Annotated in this window: 17 protein-coding genes; 9 read left to right on the forward strand and 8 right to left on the reverse strand. The window is 48.1% G+C overall.

Features of this window, described 5'->3' with window-relative positions:
• Positions 1–12: 12 nt before the first annotated feature.
• The 8 genes from NC996_RS11250 to NC996_RS11285 all read left to right on the forward strand — a co-directional run bounded on the left by NC996_RS11250 (position 13) and on the right by NC996_RS11285 (position 6,705).
• Positions 13–393 carry an iron-sulfur cluster assembly accessory protein gene (locus NC996_RS11250; protein ID WP_339380552.1) on the forward strand — a complete coding sequence of 127 codons (381 nt, stop codon included), beginning with the start codon at positions 13–15 and terminating at the stop codon, positions 391–393.
• A 96-nt stretch (positions 394–489) separates the two neighbouring features.
• The gene (gene rpsL, locus NC996_RS11255; RefSeq protein WP_190690283.1) at positions 490–870 is read left to right on the forward strand and encodes a 30S ribosomal protein S12; all 381 of its coding nucleotides are present in this window, start codon (positions 490–492) and stop codon (positions 868–870) included.
• Positions 871–908: 38 nt separating this feature from the next.
• Positions 909–1,037 (forward strand): hypothetical protein, encoded by a 129-nt coding sequence (locus NC996_RS11260; RefSeq protein ID WP_277879778.1) that lies wholly within the window; start codon positions 909–911, stop codon positions 1,035–1,037.
• Between the two features lie 381 nt (positions 1,038–1,418).
• Positions 1,419–1,889, forward strand: coding sequence for a 30S ribosomal protein S7 (gene rpsG, locus NC996_RS11265; protein WP_190415409.1), 471 nt, complete (start codon positions 1,419–1,421; stop codon positions 1,887–1,889).
• A 146-nt stretch (positions 1,890–2,035) separates the two neighbouring features.
• Positions 2,036–4,111, forward strand: coding sequence for an elongation factor G (fusA, locus tag NC996_RS11270; protein WP_190441036.1), 2,076 nt, complete (start codon positions 2,036–2,038; stop codon positions 4,109–4,111).
• Positions 4,112–4,210: 99 nt separating this feature from the next.
• Entirely contained in the window at positions 4,211–5,440 is a 1,230-nt protein-coding gene (tuf, locus tag NC996_RS11275; RefSeq protein WP_190415405.1) for an elongation factor Tu, read from the forward strand.
• 173 nt (positions 5,441–5,613) lie between these two features.
• The gene (gene rpsJ / locus NC996_RS11280) at positions 5,614–5,931 is read left to right on the forward strand and encodes a 30S ribosomal protein S10 (protein WP_190415403.1); all 318 of its coding nucleotides are present in this window, start codon (positions 5,614–5,616) and stop codon (positions 5,929–5,931) included.
• Positions 5,932–6,063: 132 nt separating this feature from the next.
• Positions 6,064–6,705, forward strand: coding sequence for an LON peptidase substrate-binding domain-containing protein (locus tag NC996_RS11285; protein ID WP_190415401.1), 642 nt, complete (start codon positions 6,064–6,066; stop codon positions 6,703–6,705).
• A gap of 89 nt (positions 6,706–6,794) precedes the next feature.
• On the opposite strand, the gene NC996_RS11290 is transcribed toward NC996_RS11285, so the two are convergent.
• The gene (locus NC996_RS11290) at positions 6,795–8,195 is read right to left on the reverse strand and encodes a hypothetical protein (protein ID WP_190690286.1); all 1,401 of its coding nucleotides are present in this window, start codon (positions 8,193–8,195) and stop codon (positions 6,795–6,797) included.
• 71 nt (positions 8,196–8,266) lie between these two features.
• Positions 8,267–9,112 carry a prephenate dehydratase gene (gene pheA / locus NC996_RS11295; RefSeq protein WP_190415397.1) on the reverse strand — a complete coding sequence of 282 codons (846 nt, stop codon included), beginning with the start codon at positions 9,110–9,112 and terminating at the stop codon, positions 8,267–8,269.
• Positions 9,113–9,431: 319 nt separating this feature from the next.
• Between pheA and NC996_RS11300 the strand changes: the two genes are divergently transcribed.
• A complete protein-coding gene (locus NC996_RS11300; protein ID WP_190415395.1) occupies positions 9,432–10,013 on the forward strand; it encodes a DUF1997 domain-containing protein in 582 nt (193 codons plus the stop codon).
• Positions 10,014–10,118: 105 nt separating this feature from the next.
• Here the strand turns inward: NC996_RS11300 and NC996_RS11305 are convergent, their stop codons facing one another.
• From NC996_RS11305 to NC996_RS11330, 6 genes are all read right to left on the reverse strand, one after another.
• Positions 10,119–10,718 carry a ribonuclease HII gene (locus NC996_RS11305; protein WP_199299825.1) on the reverse strand — a complete coding sequence of 200 codons (600 nt, stop codon included), beginning with the start codon at positions 10,716–10,718 and terminating at the stop codon, positions 10,119–10,121.
• 215 nt (positions 10,719–10,933) lie between these two features.
• On the reverse strand, positions 10,934–13,165 hold the full coding sequence (locus NC996_RS11310; protein WP_190690289.1) for an Rne/Rng family ribonuclease: 2,232 nt from the start codon (positions 13,163–13,165) through the stop codon (positions 10,934–10,936).
• 637 nt (positions 13,166–13,802) lie between these two features.
• Positions 13,803–14,972, reverse strand: a complete 1,170-nt coding sequence (locus tag NC996_RS11315; RefSeq protein WP_190674181.1) for an IscS subfamily cysteine desulfurase — start codon at positions 14,970–14,972, stop codon at positions 13,803–13,805.
• A gap of 211 nt (positions 14,973–15,183) precedes the next feature.
• Complete coding sequence (locus NC996_RS11320) at positions 15,184–17,298, reverse strand: serine/threonine-protein kinase (protein ID WP_190690292.1); 2,115 nt, start codon at positions 17,296–17,298, stop codon at positions 15,184–15,186.
• A gap of 179 nt (positions 17,299–17,477) precedes the next feature.
• A complete protein-coding gene (locus NC996_RS11325) occupies positions 17,478–19,547 on the reverse strand; it encodes a serine/threonine-protein kinase (protein WP_190690296.1) in 2,070 nt (689 codons plus the stop codon).
• Between the two features lie 382 nt (positions 19,548–19,929).
• Complete coding sequence (locus tag NC996_RS11330; RefSeq protein ID WP_190415385.1) at positions 19,930–20,355, reverse strand: phosphomannose isomerase type II C-terminal cupin domain; 426 nt, start codon at positions 20,353–20,355, stop codon at positions 19,930–19,932.
• Between the last annotated feature and the right edge of the window lie 54 nt (positions 20,356–20,409).

Consider the following 20,409-nt stretch of genomic DNA (forward strand, 5'->3'; position numbering starts at 1 on the left):
ATAGAAAGCTCTGTGAAACTCACTCAGTCCACTATCGATCTCACTCAAGCAGCAGCTAGTGAAATAAAACGTTTGCAATCCAAGCGTCAAAACGCCAACGCTCTATTATTTCGTCTAGCAGTTCAATCAGGTGGTTGTTCTGGCATTTCCTATACTTTCAGCTTTGATGAAGCTGTGAAGCCGGACGATAGACTGTATGAATGCAATGGCATTAGAGTATTGGTTGATGCTCAAAGCCTAGCCTACCTCAATGGCCTCACCTTAGATTACTCAGAGGATCTCATGGGTGGCGGGTTTCGCTTCCACAACCCAAATGCTAAAGAAAGTTGTGGTTGCGGTAACTCTTTCTCTATTGATGAACCGCTTGCCGACTCTGCTACCCCAGAAGCTTAATCTCAGCTCTTTGAATTGACAGAACCCCTGACAGATGATAAACTCAGAATTTGTCTGCATTTGGAAGTAGCAAGGATTCAGTAACCCCAGTAACTCATGCCCACAATCCAGCAGCTCATTCGTAACGAGCGCCTAAGTACACAGAAGAAAACTAAATCACCAGCCCTAAAAAGCTGTCCGCAACGTCGTGGTGTCTGCACCAGAGTATATACAACGACGCCTAAAAAACCCAACTCAGCCCTCCGGAAAGTGGCAAGAGTTCGTTTGACTTCAGGTTTTGAAGTAACGGCATATATTCCTGGTATCGGTCACAATTTGCAAGAACACTCGGTTGTGATGATTCGGGGTGGACGGGTTAAGGACCTGCCCGGAGTCCGTTACCATATTATTCGCGGAACCCTAGATACCGCTGGGGTTAAAGATCGTCGTCAGGGTCGTTCTAAGTACGGAACAAAACGTCCTAAAGCGGCAAAGTAAGCGGAGTATCTATACTGCGTTTGGTACAGTCACGATCAATGACTTCCTTTTTGCAGAAAAGACAAAACGTTCATACGGCTCAAAACGTCCTAAATCTAGTGCCAATTGCACAGGAAATGTGTGGAAATATCCGTCTCCGAGCGGATGCCGATGAACCCCCGGTATAAATGGTAGAGTTGAATTGAGGATGTTTTTACTGGATTCCGTGCGGGAAGACGCATCAGAGATGTTGTAAACACGTAGAGAAGCACCCGTTAATGCGAGTGTATGCGAATCCAGTAGGATGTATCCGAATCTGTAGAAGGTTGCTTCAGTTCCTCAAACCTAAAAATTGGGAAATTAATGCGCTGGGGAGACAACCGTTGCTGGTATTTAGGGGAAACCTAAATGTTAGGTAGGGAAGAGTTTAACAGTCGGGCGAACTCTCTACCTTATGTAGTAAGCGGCTCTCTCAAACCCGCAAAGACTTGTTGAAAAAAATCCCATCTCAGGCACGAACATTGGGAGGGATCGTAAAAATTCTGTATTTTATTCATTGAAGGCTTAGTATGTCTCGTCGTACCGTTGTTAAAAAGCGTCCTGTTCCCCCTGATTCGATGTATAACAGCCGTCTTGTCAGTATGATGGTGCGGCGGATTATGCATAGTGGCAAGAAATCTATTGCGACTGGGATTATCTATGATGCGCTAAAAACCATCGAAGAACGGATTGGAGCAGATCCCCTAGAGACTTTTGAGAAAGCAGTTCGGAATGCGACCCCTTTGGTGGAAGTCAAGGCTCGTCGAGTGGGTGGTGCCACCTACCAGGTGCCAATGGAAGTCCGCCCTGACCGTGGAACTGCGCTAGCGCTGCGTTGGCTAATTCAGTTTGCTCGTTCTCGCCCAGGCCGCACAATGGCTGGGAAGCTCGCAAATGAGCTGCTTGATGCCGCTAATGAGACAGGGAATGCGATTCGCAAACGCGAAGAAACTCACCGAATGGCTGAAGCGAATAAGGCGTTCGCCCACTATCGATACTAAGCACTACTACAGACGCGAGATCGGTTATTGCGACTGTTTTGCTCGCGTCTGTACGAGCTGAAAATCTTAAATAAAGTATACAATTTTAAACGAGATAGAACGCATAGCACATTACTAGCTATGCGGCACAGAGGAAGGAGGTAGCTGTGGCACGTACCGTCCCGCTAGAGAGAACACGCAACATCGGAATTGCTGCCCATATTGATGCGGGCAAGACAACAACAACAGAAAGGATTCTGTTCTATTCCGGTATCGTTCATAAAATTGGCGAAGTCCACGAAGGCACAGCAACGACTGACTGGATGGAGCAAGAGCGGGAAAGAGGTATTACCATTACCGCCGCTGCGATTAGCACGAGCTGGCGGAATCACCAAATCAACATCATTGATACCCCTGGTCACGTAGACTTCACGATTGAAGTAGAACGTTCAATGCGGGTGTTGGATGGCGTGATTGCTGTGTTCTGCTCGGTGGGAGGCGTGCAGCCTCAATCTGAGACTGTATGGCGACAGGCAGATCGGTATAAGGTGCCTCGGATCGCTTTTATCAACAAAATGGATCGGACTGGAGCGAACTTTTACAAAGTTTATAACCAGATACGCGATCGCATGCGGGCAAATGCTGTCCCCATTCAAATTCCTATTGGTGCTGAAAGCAACTTTGAGGGAATTGTAGACCTAGTTCGGATGCGAGCCTACCTCTACAAAGACGATCAGGGCAAAGAAATTGAGGAAATAGACATTCCTGCAAACCTTCAGGAGGTAGCCCAAGAGTACCGCACTAAGCTCATCGAATCTGTAGCAGAAACCGATGATGCCCTGACGGAAAAATATTTGGAAGGCGAAGAACTAACCGAACCAGAGATTCAAAAGGCGTTGCGTAAAGGCACAATTGCTGGCACAATTGTCCCGCTGTTGTGTGGTTCTGCCTTTAAAAATAAGGGTGTCCAGCTGCTGTTAGATGCCGTGGTAGATTATCTACCCGCTCCTATTGACGTTCCTCCAATTCAAGGACTATTGCCAGATGGCACTGAGGTAGTAAGGCACGCTAGCGATGACGAACCAGCGGCTGCTTTAGCTTTCAAGATTATGGCAGACCCCTATGGACGCTTGACATTCATTCGGGTATATTCTGGCGTAATCAAAAAGGGCAGTTACATCCTCAACTCAACCAAAGATAAAAAGGAACGTATCTCCCGCTTGATCGTTCTCAAAGCTGACGAACGAATCGAAGTAGATGAAATGCGGGCTGGTGACTTAGGTGCAGCTTTAGGTCTGAAAGAAACCTATACGGGCGATACCATCTGTGACGAAAACTCACCAGTGATTCTGGAGTCTCTGTTTATACCAGAACCTGTAATCTCCGTAGCAGTGGAACCCAAAACTAAGCAGGATATGGAGAAGCTCTCCAAGGCTCTGCAATCGCTCTCAGAAGAAGACCCGACGTTCCGAGTTCACATTGACCCAGAAACTAACCAGACAGTAATTGCGGGGATGGGCGAACTGCACCTAGAGATTCTCGTAGATCGGATGATGCGAGAATTCAAAGTAGAAGCCAACGTTGGTGCGCCGCAAGTTGCCTACCGCGAAACCATTCGCAAAGCTGTCAAAGCTGAAGGGAAATTTATCCGTCAGAGCGGTGGTAAAGGTCAGTACGGTCACGTTGTGATTCAAGTCGAGCCAGGAGAGCCGGGGACTGGTTTCGAGTTTGTCTCCAAAATTGTTGGGGGTATAGTACCTAAAGAGTACATAAACCCAGCAGAGCAAGGGATGAAAGAAGCCTGCGAATCGGGTATTGTAGCTGGATATCCGGTGATTGACCTCAAGGCGACGATGGTGGATGGCTCTTACCACGAGGTAGATTCCTCAGAAATGGCTTTCAAAATCGCAGGCTCAATGGCGATTAAAGAAGCTGTAATGAAGGCTTCACCAGTGCTATTGGAGCCTATGATGAAAGTTGAGGTGGAAGCTCCAGAAAACTTCCTTGGGGATGTGATGGGAAACCTCAACTCCCGCCGCGGTCAAATTGAAGGCATGAACTCGGAACAAGGCATTACAAGAGTAACAGCCAAAGTTCCGCTTGCAGAGATGTTTGGCTATGCGACGGATATCCGGTCGATGACCCAAGGGCGGGGTATCTTCTCAATGGAGTTTAGCCATTACGAAGAAGTTCCTCGCAACGTGGCTGAAACCATCATCGCCAAGAGCAAAGGGAACACATAAATCGGTCTGTAGTCTTTGGTCAGTTGTCAGTAGAAAAGCCAACTGACAACTGACAACTGACAACTGGCAAAGGAAAAAGGAAAAAGGAACAGGTAATACATGGCACGCGCAAAGTTTGAACGCACTAAACCCCACGTCAATATCGGCACGATTGGTCACGTTGACCACGGTAAAACGACCTTAACCGCTGCCATTACGATGACTCTGGCAGCAATGGGTCGGGCGAAAGCAAAGGGTTATGCCGACATTGATGCAGCGCCGGAGGAAAAGGCTCGCGGTATTACCATCAATACCGCCCACGTTGAGTATGAAACCGAATCTCGCCACTATGCCCACGTGGACTGCCCAGGTCACGCGGACTATGTGAAGAACATGATCACGGGTGCAGCTCAAATGGATGGTGCCATTCTGGTGGTGTCGGCGGCAGATGGCCCCATGCCTCAGACGCGGGAACACATCCTCCTGGCTAAGCAAGTTGGCGTTCCCCGGCTAGTTGTCTTTTTGAACAAGCAAGACATGGTGGACGATGAAGAATTGTTGGAACTGGTAGAACTGGAAGTCCGGGAACTGCTAAGTTCTTATGAATTCGACGGTGACAATATTCCCATCGTCGCCGGCTCGGCGCTACAAGCGTTGGAAGCGATGGCTGCCAATCCCAAGACCCCACGGGGTGAGAATGAGTGGGTAGATAAAATCTACAAGTTGATGGATGAGGTCGATGCTTACATTCCTACTCCAGAGCGGGATATTGATAAGCCCTTCCTGATGGCTGTGGAAGACGTATTCTCCATCTCAGGGCGTGGTACCGTTGCGACTGGCCGGATTGAGCGGGGCAAAGTCAAAGTTGGGGAAACTGTTGAGCTGGTGGGAATTCGAGACACTCGCAGCACAACAGTAACTGGCGTGGAAATGTTCCAGAAGACCTTGGATGAAGGGATGGCTGGCGATAACGTCGGCGTTCTACTTCGGGGTTTGAAGAAGGAAGATATTGAGCGGGGTATGGTGCTAGCCAAGCCTGGTACAATTACTCCTCACACTCAGTTTGAGTCTGAAGTGTACATCCTTCAGGAAAAAGAAGGCGGTCGGAAAACACCGTTTTTTGCTGGCTATCGTCCTCAGTTCTACGTGCGGACAACCGACGTAACTGGAACCATCAAAGCTTTTACCTCGGATGATGGCTCTAACGCCGAGATGGTGATGCCAGGAGACCGGATCAAAATGACCGTTGAGTTGATCAACGCGATCGCAATTGAGCAAGGGATGCGCTTCGCGATTCGTGAAGGCGGTCGCACCATTGGTGCTGGCGTCGTCTCCAAGATCCTAAAGTAGGATTTTGACCAACAAATAAGGAGCAGAGAAGCATATGCTTTTCTGCTCCTTATCTGTGTCCTTGAAATCAGATGCTAAACTCCAAGAGCTGTACGTGTACGGCAAAAAACCGCCGTCCTAGTAACAACTAAAACCTAACAAATAACCACTAATTAGAACCTGGACAACTGAAAATGGCAACTATCCAGCAGCAAAAAATTCGCATTCGCTTGAAGGCTTTTGACCGGCGTTTGCTTGACACCTCTTGCGAAAAGATTGTCGATACGGCAAACCGGACACAGGCAACAGCTATTGGCCCCATTCCCTTACCAACCCGGAAGAAAATTTACTGTCTTTTGCGCTCTCCTCACGTTGATAAGGATTCGCGGGAACATTTTGAAACTCGGACTCACCGCCGCATCATTGACATTTATCAGCCTACCTCCAAGACAATTGACGCTTTGATGAAACTGGATTTGCCAGCAGGCGTTGATATTGAAGTCAAACTTTAAATACACGCTCTTGTGAGTCTGCATTTGACGAAGCCCTTTAGAGGTATCTCTAAAGGGCTTCGTCGTTGGGATTCTAGGAAAGAGATCGGTTAAAGTAAGTAAAGAATCGCACGTACAGCAAGTATAGGGACAATGGCATCCTCTTCCTCAATCGCAGTTCGAGAACTCCCCCTGTTTCCACTGCCCGAAGTGGTGCTATTTCCAGGGAGACCTTTACCGCTACATATTTTTGAATTTCGCTACCGAATCATGATGAACACGATTCTGGAGAGCGATCGCCGTTTTGGGGTTTTGATGTGGGACCCAGTTCAAAGTAAACCAGCTGCCGTGGGATGCTGCGCTGAAATTATCCACTTCCAGCGTCTTCCCGATGACCGAATGAAAATCTTGACCTTGGGACAGCAGCGGTTTAGGGTCTTAGAGTACGTCCGCGAAAAGCCTTATCGCGTCGGTTTGGTGGAATGGATTGAAGACCATCCACCAGAAAAAGACCTCAGAACCTTAGCCTCTGAGGTTGAACAACTGCTCAGAGATGTGGTACGTCTCTCATCCAAGTTGACCGACCAAGACATGGAGCTACCAGAAGACTTGCCTACCCTCCCCAGAGAATTATCCTACTGGGTTGCCAGCAATCTTTACGGGGTGGCATCTGAACAGCAAGCCCTTCTGGAAATGCAAGATACGACAACCCGCCTAGAGCGCGAAGCCGAAATTCTCACGTCTACTCGCAATCACCTCGCGGCTCGTACAGTCCTCAAAGATGCACTCCAGTAAGTTTCATTAGTTGTTAGTCATTAGTCTTCAATGATTAGTTCAGTGCAAAAAGCCTCGCTAATCACTGATTCAGAACTAATGACTAAGGACTAAACACGAGCATCTGCTCGCAAGTCATACCAGCCATACCAGTGACGAACTGCAAGCCAGACAGCGCCCAAGAGAGCGGCTACGCTGAGAGTAAGTCCCGTGTAAGGAACGACGAGTCCCAAGACTGGCACAACCGCACCAGCAATCGTGCAAATGACGGCCGCAAGAGACGCACGGCGGTTTGACCCCAATCCCCACGCCAAGGCTAGCAAGACGATAGAGATGAGAGTCCAAGCTACCTTGACATCAATCAGGCGGCTAAGATAAGTCAAAGTTAGCAGACAAGCGAAGAAAATTCCGCCAGCGATCGCTACATTTCTGAGGCTCATGGGTAGCGACATATAAAGCAATAATATCCACCATAAGAATACGGCTGGTGCGAGTAACAGCAACCGGGGAAGGATGCCAGTGTTGCGAATTGGGCCTGTCGAAGTAAAGACACCAAATGGATTTTGGACGGAAACGTTGTCGTCAAATACCCAAGTAAATCGGGTGCCTTGTCCCTCAACCTTACTTTCTGTGGGGATAATCCCACTAGCAAAATCCCCTCCAGGGAAGTTAGCCAGCGCGGTGAGGCGGAAATTGGAGAGTAATTGCCCGGTGGCACTATAAACCCAGCGCGGCCCTCCTTGAGCTTTATAGGTGACTTTAAAACTAGCTGTTTGTCCGGGTTCGAGACGGAATGGAAAACCATAGTCACCGGGATTCGCTTGCTGAAGCCGAGTCCCGTCCCGCTCTACCTTATAGCTTTGCAGCAGTGAATAACCGGCAGGCGGCGGGACTTCAAAGAAAAAATTGCTAATATCAGTCAACGGGTTGGTAACTTTATAATCGGCACTGTAGTCAACGCGATAAATTGCGCGACGATCTTGGGCATCTGTGCTTTGGTCAATTTTGACCTGAACTTGCGATTCGCTCAGAGTTAGCAAACGGCTAACTTCTCGCGTATCGTTGACTTTGACGATTTTACCCTCAACTTGAGTGGTATAAGTGTAAGGCTCTTTGAGAACGTAGCGTACTTGGGGTGCGGGTTGCTCTAGCCTGTCACCGGCAACGCTGGCAGCTACCTGAGCGACCCTTGCTTGTTCCCAGTGGTGGTAGCGATTGCCTAAAGTTGAGCTAAGAAAAAATCCTCCTACCATGAGAATTAAAACCAAGGCAGCGTGGGGTAAACTTCGCAGTAATCGGGAGTAGCGAACAACCCACTCACCCATGAAAATCGCTTGTTCTGGTTGATCGCGACGGAGAGAAAAACTTAGCAGCGCGATCGCAATTCCCAACGCACCAACTAGAAACACAATGATGAGGAAGGTACTCAGTACCTGCCCCCCAAATTTCATTAGCTCAGCCGGATGCGTTAAATCGGGCAATCCGGGAATGCCTTGAGCAGATTGAAACATAAAAGTTTGGGATTTTGTAGAGACGCTCGATATAGCGTCTGGTTTGAGTTTTAGAGACTACAGTCCCAAGGCTAGAGTTTCCCTACCGGCAGAATTGAATAGCTACCAAATATTTTGAGCGTTTCGGTATAGGTGGATAATTCTTCTAAGGCAGATTGAACCGATGCCTCTGTAGTGTTCGCTTCCAAGTCAATAAAGAACAGATAGTCGCCAAGACTCCGCTTCGTCGGGCGAGATTCAATTCGACTCAAGTTAATGTCGCGACTGGCAAACACTTGAAGCAGTTTGGCGAGTGCCCCAGGCACATTGGCAGGAACGCTGAACGCCAAAGAAGTACAATTGCCTCCGGTAGCGGGTTGTAAACTCAGCACCCAGAACCGCGTGTAGTTGTCAACATAATCATTAATCGGGCAAACCAGAATCGGTAGATTGTAGAGTTGAGCGGCTCTAGAGGAAGCGATCGCCCCCGCTGTTTTGTCCTCATCCAGATACTTGAGAGCTTCCGTCGTCGCATTTGTCGGTACCAGCTGCGCCTGCGGCAGAAACCGCTCCAGCCACCCCTGACACTGAGCCAAAGCCTGTGGGTGAGAATAAACGGTCTGAATTGCCTCTAAATTCGGCGCTCGTGACATCAGAGCATGAGAAATTGGCAGTACCAAAGCTTGTTGAATTTGCAGCGTATCTAACTGCCACAGGGTATCCAACGTTGTCGTAACACTGCCCTCAACCGAATTTTCTACCGGCACCACAGCTAGATCCACTTGTCCCTGCGCTGCGGCTCGGAGTGTCTGAGCAATGCTGGGATAGGGACATAACAACGCTTCCTTTCCCATCTGGGTTAGCCAGCTAACATAAGCCAAAGCAGCAGCTTCTGCGTAAGTGCCAGGAGGTCCTAAGTGTGCAACGGATACGACCATTAAAGCTAGCCCTTTATTTTTCCGTGATAGTCATTCTGACACCTTTTTTACCTTTCTCAGAAAGTCGGTGCTAACGAGGCTGTCCCTCGCAAGGGATAGAGTGGAGCTACTTTATGCCCTATCCCAGTGTCTATTTCTTATGCCTCCGAAAGAGGAGACCTGCTTCATAAATTTTTATAATTACAGAATGCTTTAGTTGATGCCTTCTTTACTAGGACGGATTTTAGCTCCAGAAAAAATTCTGTCCGCTTTTTTAAGAACTGTAAAGTAAAATTAATTTAATTTAGCGTACAGAATTACATTCTGTTACCATCCTCTCATGCAAACTCAATTTGTTGCCTCCCAATCTGTTCAAATTGCTGTTCCGGAACAACCTGTTCCCATTCAGCATTATTTGCGCCAGCCCCAACGTCTTGTGCAGGCTCTAGTCGATCCGACTCGAATTGAACAACTCAGTGACGAGCTTTTTCGTTTGAAAATGCGTCCCTTAAGCTTTATGACCCTGAGCATTCAACCAATTGTGGATTTAAGAGTATGGGCAGAGTCGGATGGAACAGTTCATTTAACATCTACAAATTGCGAACTGCGTGGTGTTGAATATATCAACCAACGCTTTGCTCTCAATTTAATTGGTAAGCTTTCTCCGTGCGAATTGAATGGAACAACTCATCTCAAAGGAAAAGCAGATTTAGAGGTCAAAGTAGAGCTGCCGCCGCCTTTTTTGTTTACCCCTAAGCCGTTTTTAGAAGCGACTGGAAATGCTCTACTCAAAAGTGTACTGTTAACTATCAAACAACGATTGATGCATCAGTTACTTTTAGACTATCGTCGGTGGGCAAACGCTACTAATTCTCAGTCCTCTGCAATTAGCAATCAGCCTTCTGAAAGTTTTGAGTTTTGAAATTATTAGAGCGGTTTTGCTCGTTTTATCTGTTGTCTCAGCAATATGTTTGGATAAACCCGCTTGTACTCAATTGCTCAGGAGTAGGGCATCAGTAAATTGTTTTTATTGATTACCCACCCGACAGGGACTAAAAGACATTCGATGCAAGCGCGAAGGACCGTATTGTTGCAGAGCTAAGAGATGCGGAGCAGTACCGTAACCTTTATTAGCTGCTAAATGATAGGCAGGATACTGGGTGGCGAAACGCATGATTAAGTCGTCGCGCCACACTTTGGCAACAATGCTGGCCGCAGCAATGACCAGCGATCGCTCATCACCCTTCACAAGATTCTGTTGCGGTACCGCCAAGTCTGGCAGCGACCACTTCCCATCAACCAGACACATCTGCGGCTGCACCTTTAGCTTAGTGACAGCCCGCTTCATCGCCAATAACGACGCCTGCAAGATGTTGATCTGGTCAATTTCCTGATTGTTGGCATAGCCGATTTTCCAGTCAAGCGCGATCGCTTGAATGTGTTCTGCCAGTTTGCTGCGCCGATAGCTAGACAGCTGTTTGCTGTCTCTAACCCCAGCGGCTGCAAGTTCCTCAAAAGCAGACTTGGGTAGAATTACAGCCGCCGCTACCACCGGCCCAAATAAGGCTCCGCGCCCCACTTCATCCACACCGGCAACCAGTTCCCAATCGCCAGCTAACTCTGGCAGATCTGCTAGGTTGAAATTCGGTTTACGGATTCGCTTTACGACGGCGGGGGCATTTTGCACTTCCGGCGACACGATCTTTGACTCCTTGAGAATTTAGCTTCTGACGAATGAAGGATGAATCATAACAGTATGGAACTGAATTTTTAGGTAAATACCTACAGTCTTTCTCGTTTCATCCTTCATCCGGCGCATTAGCGCCGCTTCGCTAACATCCTTCAGCCTTCAGAAGCCTCCGTTGCAGAAGACCGACGACGACGCCGCCGGTTTATCACGGGGCTACTTTCGGCTTCATTAGAGGATGCAGAAGAAGCACTCTCCACAGTGTCTTCTTCCCTAGGGGCTTCTGGTTCGGACATCACCACAGGCATCACCAACTGAGTTGGTGGTTCCTCGTCCGTTGTCTCATCTCCCCCATCTCTCATCTCATCTTCCTCGTAGGCGGAGGATATATAAGAGAATTTCTCGTCAAGCGCGGACTCTACGCCAGGAATATCCCTATCTATGATGTTATCTATGACGCTGACAGCTTCCCTGCTTGGTTCTACAGACGGTGCAGGTGCAGTTTGGGCAGACTCTCCGGGTAAGGTGACAGAAACAATCGCTGATTTAGGATTTTTGACCTGCCGATTAAGGAGTACCAACGGAGAAATTCCCATTAAAGCATAGATATCTTGTTGCTCTGGGGTCATTTCAATCGAAACAATCTCCGGCGGTTCAACTTCCTGCCTGGAAGGCTTAGGACGCTCCGGTCTTGACGCCCGACGACCTTCTTCCACAGCGGGTAAAACGGGCAATGGCGCTGCTGTAAATGCCTCGGTGTCTCTGGATACTTCTGGTTCTGCCACCGGACTCTGTCTGAAATGATTCACCAGTGGCGGAGAAGTCGAGACTCGAACGGGATTTTTAGTGATTTCCTCTCTTGCAGGAGGTTCGCCGATACGGCGGCGACGACGACGGCGATTATTGTTATTGACTCCTCCCCGTTCCTGATAACTGGGATGATGCATCAAATCCATTGCGTCATCATCATCATCATCATCAACAGCTAAATCTAAGGCTTCGCTGCGACTTTCACGGATGTCTGGGAGGGGCATTTCCCGGACGCCAAGTTCGTTTCGTTCGTTTCGTTCGTTTCGATAAGGTGCCGTCCGGACTTCCCTTACAGGCACTGGCACAGAATGCTCGGCAATTTCCCCGCCATTTCGGGCAGGCTCACCCGGAAGGCGAACTTGATGCCCCAAGCCGCCGCAGGTCGGGCACGCCTGACTAAACAATTCGTAAATATTTTGACCTTGGCGCTTGCGGGTCAGTTCTACTAAGCCGAGTTCTGAGAGTTGAGCAATCTGCGGTCTTGCTTTATCTACTTTCAGTGCTTTGTTAAAGTGTTCCAGCACTTGCAGCTGGTCTCGCCGCTGATCCATGTCAATAAAGTCAACAATAATCACACCGGCGATATTCCGAAGCCGCAGTTGGCGGGCAATTTCCGTTGCTGCCTCGCTGTTAGTCCAGAGGACGGTTTCGCGGGCTGTTGCAGAGCGGGTAAAGGAACCGGAGTTGACATCTATGACCGTCAATGCTTCCGTCGGCTGAATGATAATGTAGCCACCGGAAGGAAGATCAACTCTAGGCTTGAGGGCTTCTCGAATGGCAGCATTGACGCGGAAGTATTCTAAAATCGGGAGACGCTCGCGGTGATGGTCGATCAAAACCCCTTCAGGCGATCGCCCTCCGCTCCAGCTAAGTAAGTATTGCTTAACTCGTTTGACTCCCGTGTGGGAATCTACCACAATGCGATTGACTTCCGCACTGTACATATCTCGCAGGACGCGCTGAATGAAATCATCGTCTCGATTCAACAGCGCTGGTGCCCTGGTGGAGTTTACCTCTTGCTGAATTGCCTCCCACTGTTTTTGCAGAGACTCTAAATCTTCAATGATGGCTTCTTCCGAGCGTCCTTCTGCTTCTGTCCGCACGATCAGCCCCATACCTGCGGGTTTAATCAGAACCGCTAACGCTCTTAGGCGGTTGCGTTCGCTCTCACTCTTGATTTGCCGAGACAGGCTTACACCCCGTCCGAAGGGCATCAACACTACATAGCGTCCGGGTAAACTGACGTTTCCGGTAAGCCGGGGGCCTTTGTTGCCCGTCGGCTCTTTCATCACTTGTACCAATACTTTCTGCTGGGGTGTCAGCAGTTCTGTTATCGCACCGGCAGAGCGTTTTAGCCGCAACGGACCCAAGTCAGTAACATGAATAAAGCCATTTCGCTCTGTATCTCCAATGTTTACAAAGGCAGCATCTATCCCAGGTAAGACATTTTCGACAACGCCCAGATAAATGTCTCCAACTTGATGGTTGCCAGTCGCAACGACGAGTTCTTGAATTTGATCTTCCCAAAATACGGCAGCGATTCGATGCTGCTCTGCGATGATAATTTGCTTTGGCATTCAATTTCCTCAAAATTTGCAGCAAGCTGATAGCACAACAGACAGGCGGAAGTTGCTCACTGGCAGAAGGCGGAATGGAATGTATTCATTTATCCTTCCGTACCCTTCGAGGTACAACGAAGAGCGGCTCTTCGAGAAGACCTTCGGTCTACGCCCCACATCCTTCATCCTTTCGAGGTGACTCTCACTTTTGCTCAAAAAAAATAACAGTGTCAGCCTGAAACAACTCTGTACGGGCCGGTTTTGTTTTACCTTCTGGTTCAATGACAGCAGGGATAGATTCTAAACCCGCCCCTACCTAGAGAGAATAAAGGTGCGATCGCCCATAGTCACTGGAATCAGTAACCGACAAGCTGGGTCAACTCTTCCCCGATGAATTTAAGTTGCCAGTGCCATCCTTTTTCAAAAAGGTTGAACGCTGGACTTTGCCAAGAATGAACAGAAAGTCTCAAAGAAAAGCTAGCTGCGCGAGCGCCACCATGACAGGTTCACACGAGGGGCAACCCGATGGAGCCTCGATCCGCAATTGCTTCTATTGTGATGTATTATATCGCGCTGTTACGCCGATCGGACGTAACTTAGATTGGCAGTGGCGTTAGCCAGAACTTTCTCAGCCTAAGTTTGCAGATTTGGTTGCTTAACCGACAATCGAAGCTTGTCTACGCAGACTGGAAATCGTCGCGATCGCGTGCTGTGCGACTCGATCGATCTCCTCCGCAGTATTCTGCCGTCCAATCCCAAACCGTACCGACGCATAAGCCAACAGTTCCGAGCGTCCTAGCGCCGTCAGGACGTGAGAGGGAGACACTTTGACAGAGGTACAAGCCGATCCAGAAGACACTGCCACCACTGGTTGCAATCCCAGTAATAGCGCTGCTCCATCTACACCCTCGACACTAATATTAAGGTTTCCGGGTAGTCGCTGGGTGGGATGTCCATTTAAATGAATCCCTGTCAAACCGCTTAGTTGCTGCCATAGGCGTTCCCGCAACTGGACGAGGCGTTGCGTCTGCGATTCCATTTCCGTGAGTCCCAGTTCTACTGCCTTGGCAAACCCAACAATTTGCGGTGTATAAAGAGTACCAGAGCGCATCCCCCGCTCATGACCGCCTCCATGCATTTGGGGTGCCATTTGGACTCTAGGGTTGCGGCGTCGGACGTAAAGAGCGCCGATTCCTTTAGGGCCATAGACTTTATGGGCAGTCATTGACATCAAATCAATGTTCATCGCCGCTACATCTAGGGGAATTTTGGCAATTGCTTGGGCAGCATCAGTATGGAAAAGAACCTGATGCTGGCGACAAATTGCCCCAATCTCTGCTAACGGCTGTATAACTCCAATTTCGTTATTCGCCGCCATCACCGAAACTAAAATCGTGTCCGGACGAATCGCTTTCTCTAACTGGGTTAAATCAATAAGTCCATCGCTTTGCACGGGGAGGAAAGTCACCTCAAAACCAAGTGATCGCAAATAATCACAAGGATCGAGAACCGCATTATGTTCCGTCTCTACAGTAATAATGTGGCGTCCTTTTTGAAAATAAGCTTCCGCGACGCCCTTAATTGCTAAATTATTTGCCTCCGTCGCACCGCTGGTAAAGACAATTTCTTCTGGTGTGGCATTGATCGCGTCTGCCAAAATTGCTCTGGCTTGTTTGACAGCAGCTTCCGCTTCCCAGCCATAGACATGGGTAATACTGGCAGGGTTGCCAAAATGCTCGGTAAAGTAAGGCAGCATTGCCGCTAACACCCGCTCATCAAGAGGTGTCGTTGCATGGCAATCGAGATAAATAGGGCGCTGAGTCAATTGTTTCGTTGAATGGTTCACAATCCCATTTTGGCAAATTGTAGGTCTAGCGATTGAGGATACGATAGCCGTAGCCTCAGCTCGGTGCAGAAGGAGGTTCCCATGAGTCTGACTATCCAGGATTTAGAAAAACTGCAAGAAAAGTGGTGAATGTTTCAGGGCGATCGCTTTCTAGGTTTTCTAGAAAAATTATCCCAAGATCCTCAATCTTTTAGGGCGACGATTGCCAAACCTCGATTTTCCCCTCCTCACCATTGCTGACCAGGGTTTTCCCATCAGGACTAAAAGTAACAGAATTAACAGCGCCTGAATGGTTAGAAATCGGGCTTTTTAGCTCTCCTGTTTGTGGATTCCACAGCTTGATTGTCTTGTCCCGACTTCCACTCGCGAGAGTCTGCCCATCGGGACTGAAAGCAACCGAATTAACATAGTCTTTATGGGCAAAGATAGTCCGTGTAGGGCTACATGGCTGTGCGCCTTTACAACCCTTCAAAAGCTCTTGCAGATTCCATAGATAAATTTTGTCAGAAATGTTGCTAGTGGCGAGAATCCGACCATCTGGGCTAATGGCGACAGCAGGAACACCATTGTCTGAAGGCTCGGAGACGGTGCTAATCAGGGTACCTGTGGACAGATTCCACACTTTGATTGTTTTGTCATCGCTGCCACTGACAAGGGTTTGTCCATTTTGAGCGATCGCAACCGATAAAATAAAGCCTGAATGACCCTTGAGAGTAGTTTTCAGTTGCCCCGTGCCCAAATTCCACAGCTTGATTGTCTGATCCTTACTCCCACTAGCGAGAGTTTGTCCATCTGGGCTAATCGCAATCGAAAAAACCCGGTCTTCAGGCCCTGATTTGAGGGTTTGCAGTAGTTGCCCAGAGTGCAAATTCCACACTTTAATGGTTCCGTCACCACTACTACTTGCTATCTTCTGCCCATCAGGGCTGAAGGCAAGGGAATAAACCCAGTCTGAATGACCTTTGAGGGTTTGCAGTTGTTGTCTCGTCCCTAAATTCCACAGCTTGATAGTGTTGTCATCACCACCGCTTGCGAGGGTTTGACCATCCGGGCTAATCGCAACCGAATAAACATTTTTTGAATTTCCAATAAAAGTATTGGCTAAAGCAATATTTTCTACCCGATCCCAAGAATTATTGAGTTTTTGCAACGACTGTGATGGACTATTTGCAATTTGTAATAAGGGTGATGAATTATTTTGTTTCGGAAAGTAGTAAATCCCCGCTGTTAGCGCGAAAGCAGTGGCAAGACCGACTCCAATTCCGATCAGCCAATGAGGTTTATTTGGAGTCGCAACACCAGCATTGCTCATGGGTGTATCGACCGAGGATGTTGATAACTCAGCAACAGCATCCTGGATTGTTTGTGGCTGAGATGGGTCGGTTTGAGGTAATAGTGTAGAAGTGACAATTGGTTGAGTCGTGGCTGCTCGAGGCGTTAGGGTTTGTGTGGGTGGCACATGATAAGCCCCCGTTGACATTTGGGAATTAACCCATTGAAGTGCTTGCAAAGCTTCTGTTGCTGTTTGGTAGCGTTGACGGTGGTCATAGCGCACCATTTTGTCTAAAACATCTGCGAACGGCTGGCTGACTTGTACCTTATCCCGCCAAATCATCTCGCTGGTTGTCGGATCTTCTGGTAACTGGCTGGGTGGTATTCCTGTAATTGCTTGGATACCAATCATTCCCACTGCATATATATCGCTGCAAAATCGCGGTTTGCCACCGAGTTGTTCGTTCGCCATGTAACCGGGCGAACCAATCGCAACCGTTAAAGTAGTATTCCTTTCAGAGTTAGTTTTTTGAGCGCTAACTTGTTTAACTGCCCCAAAGTCAATTAAAACGATCTTTCCATCTTGTTTGCGCCTAATTAAATTTGAAGGTTTGATATCGCGATGAATGACCTCTTGCTGATGAACAAATTCTAATATTTTTAAAATGTCTCCACAGAGGGTCATTACCTGATTTTCACTCAGATGCTTACCAACAGGTAACTCTTGCTTGAGTTCATGCCCTTCGATAAATTCTTGTACTAAATAGAACTCTTGCTCTTGTTCAAAATGAGCCAAAAGTTGGGGAATTTGATCGTGTTTTCCCAGCTTGTAGAGGACTTGGGCTTCTCGATCGAATAAACGCTGTGATACTTGTAAAGTTAAGGGGTCGGTAGCTTGGGGTTTAAGTTGCTTAACAACACACAGTGGATTTCTGGGTAGCTGCCGATCTTCAGCCAGGTAAGTTTGACCAAAACCCCCGCGTCCCAAGTGTTTGACGATGTAATAGCGACCACTGAGCGTTTTTCCCAGCATGACATTTGTACAGTGTAGTTGTCTGATAGTTTAGCCTTGGGAATCGGGAAATCCACAGAGTACGCGAACTGACAAGTCAGCGCTAGGCTAACGCCTCGCTTCGCATGAGCGCGATCGCTTTTCGCCCTCTTGTTTCCTCAGCCCTGATTCTCTACCCTTATTTCCCCAAGCTTCTAGCTTTAAGGCACGCTCCAAACCTTAATGGTTCCATCCAGGCTACTACTGTAAATCGTCTGCCCATCCGGACTAATCGCAATTGCGAAAATCGTGTTGGAATGTCCCGTCAGGGTGCGAATCAATTCTCCAGTCCGCCGATTCCACAATTTTAGGCTGTTTTCCTTAGTACCACTGCCACTAAAGAGCATCTGACCATCTGGACTGAGGGCAACCGCATACACTCCTCCAGAAAAAGAGCCATTTGGCAATCGAGATCCATGAGGAAACGTATTCAGCAGTTTGCCTGTTTGTAAATTCCATAATTTTGTAGTTCCATCTGGACTGCCACTGGCTAGGGTTTCACCATTCGAGCTAATCGCGATCGCCCTCACTGCCTCGATATGTCCCCCAAAGGTGCGGCGCAGTTCGCCCGTTTCCAAATTCCACACATTGATGTCATAAACGTTACTACTGACCAGCGTTTGTCCATCTGGACTAATGGCAACATTCCGAACGCCCTCATCTAGCCCTTCTTTGATCCCGATCAGCGATCGCACCAATTCACCTGTTTGCAAGTTCCACACCTTGATGGTCTTGTCCTGACTCCCGCTAACAAGGGTTCGTCCATCTCGGCTAATCGCAACGGAATACACATTTCCTAAATGCCCCCTCAGGGTGCGAAGCAGTTCCCCTGTTTGCAGGTTCCACACCTTAATTGTTTTATCGGCACTCCCACTCACCAGGGTCTGACCATCCGAACTGATGGCAACAGAATAAACATATCCTGAATGCCCGGTCAGCGTGTGAATGATTTCTTTGCTGCGGACGTTTCTAATCTTAATCGTCTGGTCGAGACTGCTACTGACAAGGAACTGACCATCCGGGCTAATTGCAATCGATGTAACGCCGCCTGCATGACCGGGGAGGGTGTTGACTAAAGCAATTTCTTGTGGTTTTTCTCCAATGGTATGAGGTCTTTGAAAATAGAAAATTCCGACTGTCAGAAATAGAGCCGTAGCAATACCTGCACCAATTCTGATGAGTACAGGAGCCTTGTTTTGGATAGTAGAAATCCCTTCTTCTTCAGACTTTGGTGGTGCTTCCTGAATAACCGATGTCGCCACAGAAGAATTTTGGCTTGTCGGTTGCCTTGCTGATGAGATTTGAATCGACAGCGTCTGCGTGACGGGTAGCAAAGAAGCAGTAGGTGATGACCTGACGTTATAAGGAGGGGGTGTCATCGGCTGCGTTACTAAGTCAGTATTGAGCTGCTGGAGCGCCTGCAACGCTTCTATTGCTGTTTGGTAGCGTTGGCGGTAGTCATAGCGCACCATCTTGTCTAAAACATCTAGTAGGGGCACGGTATACCGCGTCCCGACCGGCAGGCGATCGCGCCATAAAATTTCACTGTTTCTGGAGTCTTCTGGCAGTTGAGATGGCGGTAATCCGGTAAGGGCTTGAATTCCCAGCATCCCTACAGCATAAATATCGCTACTGAATCGGGGTTTACCGCTGAGTTGTTCGTTTGCCATATAACCGGGGGAACCAATTACCACCGTTAAAGTTGTCTCTCCTGAAGAACTGACTGTCTCAGTGCCAACTTCTTTAACGGCTCCAAAATCAATCAAGACTAATTTGCCATCCTGCTTGCGCCTAATTAAGTTTGACGGTTTAATATCCCGGTGGATGACATCTTGCTGATGGACAAACGCTAAGACTTCTAAGAGGTCTTGTAAAAGAACAATGACGAAGTCCTCTCTCAGTTGCTTCCCAACGGGTAATTCTTGCTTGAGTTCGTGCCCTTCGATGAATTCTTGTACTAAATAAAACTCTTGCTCCTCCTCAAAATGAGCTAAAAGTTGAGGAATTTGATTGTGATTCCCTAAGCGATAGAGGACTTGAACTTCCCGATCGAATAAACGTCTAGCTACCTCCAACGTTAATGAATCGTTAGCCTTGGGTTTGAGTTGCTTAACGACACATTGTGGATTGCCCGGTAGCTGCTGATCTTCGGCAAGGTAAGTTTGTCCAAACCCCCCGCCTCCCAAGTGTTTGATGATTTGGTAGCGACCACTGAGCGTTTTTCCCAGCATGAGGTAGATGCAGTGTTCTGGCAGTTATTCTAGATTAGTCCCCAAGGCTCTGGTTTTGCTTGCCAGCCTTAGATGTTTTAACGCCCAACCGCTACCCCTGCAAGAGAAATCAGGAAACTTGTCCAGTTTCACAAGTCTCACTGAGTAGAAACACTCGTCTCGCTTTAGATGACTCCTGGCTTGTCCGGGAATGACAAGAGCCGTGGAAATGCAACAAATGAATGAAAGATAGAATTAGGACTTCGGCGCGATCGCATACCCTTTGGAAACAATTTAGGGCGACTCCCACCTGATTATGGAAGCACGCCCTAGAAAATTTGATTTCAAAAAAATACTGAAATCGGGTAGTCGCTCGTCGAGCTACCCAACTTTGAACCCTAGCCTACTTTTTTTGCTGACTGCGGGAGTAGTCATCTTGAAAACGAACAATGTCATCTTCTCCTAAATATTCCCCATTCTGAACCTCGATTAATACCAGAGGAATGACACCAGGATTCTCTAGGCGATGAGTATGGCATTGAGGAACATAGGTCGATTGATTACTGCTAAGAGTCAGTTCTTGCTCGCCACAAACAACCTTCGCTGTGCCTGAAACCACGATCCAGTGTTCGCTACGGTGGTAGTGCATTTGCAGGCTGAGCCGGTGACCAGGCTTTACTTCAATGCGCTTGATTTTGTAGCCTCGCCCTTCTTCCAGAATCGTGAAAGAACCCCAAGGGCGCAATTCCGTTGCAGCAATTCCGTTGGTGGCTATCGAACTGGGTAAAGGGAAGGCAGAAGTTTGAGAAATTTCTTGCGCCTGAGCCATTGATGTTTCTCCTTAAAACCGTTGCTTTGTCAGCATGGTGAATACATTTTGAGA

Origin of the sequence: Trichocoleus sp. ST-U2 (genome assembly GCF_039961875.1) — a bacterium.
Taxonomy (GTDB): domain Bacteria; phylum Cyanobacteriota; class Cyanobacteriia; order Cyanobacteriales; family FACHB-T130; genus FACHB-T130.

Coding starts and splice junctions, on each gene's coding strand:
- NC996_RS11310 (WP_190690289.1), bottom strand. CDS start 13,165: ATGCCAAAGCAAATTATCATCGCAGAGCAGCATCGAATCGCTGCCGTA.
- NC996_RS11320 (WP_190690292.1), bottom strand. CDS start 17,298: ATGCTGGGAAAAACGCTCAGTGGTCGCTATTACATCGTCAAACACTTG.
- NC996_RS11260 (WP_277879778.1), top strand. CDS start 909: ATGACTTCCTTTTTGCAGAAAAGACAAAACGTTCATACGGCTCAAAAC.
- NC996_RS11290 (WP_190690286.1), bottom strand. CDS start 8,195: ATGTTTCAATCTGCTCAAGGCATTCCCGGATTGCCCGATTTAACGCAT.
- NC996_RS11285 (WP_190415401.1), top strand. CDS start 6,064: ATGGCATCCTCTTCCTCAATCGCAGTTCGAGAACTCCCCCTGTTTCCA.
- NC996_RS11330 (WP_190415385.1), bottom strand. CDS start 20,355: ATGGCTCAGGCGCAAGAAATTTCTCAAACTTCTGCCTTCCCTTTACCC.
- pheA (WP_190415397.1), bottom strand. CDS start 9,112: ATGGTCGTATCCGTTGCACACTTAGGACCTCCTGGCACTTACGCAGAA.
- NC996_RS11325 (WP_190690296.1), bottom strand. CDS start 19,547: ATGCTGGGAAAAACGCTCAGTGGTCGCTACCAAATCATCAAACACTTG.
- rpsG (WP_190415409.1), top strand. CDS start 1,419: ATGTCTCGTCGTACCGTTGTTAAAAAGCGTCCTGTTCCCCCTGATTCG.
- tuf (WP_190415405.1), top strand. CDS start 4,211: ATGGCACGCGCAAAGTTTGAACGCACTAAACCCCACGTCAATATCGGC.
- NC996_RS11300 (WP_190415395.1), top strand. CDS start 9,432: ATGCAAACTCAATTTGTTGCCTCCCAATCTGTTCAAATTGCTGTTCCG.
- rpsL (WP_190690283.1), top strand. CDS start 490: ATGCCCACAATCCAGCAGCTCATTCGTAACGAGCGCCTAAGTACACAG.
- rpsJ (WP_190415403.1), top strand. CDS start 5,614: ATGGCAACTATCCAGCAGCAAAAAATTCGCATTCGCTTGAAGGCTTTT.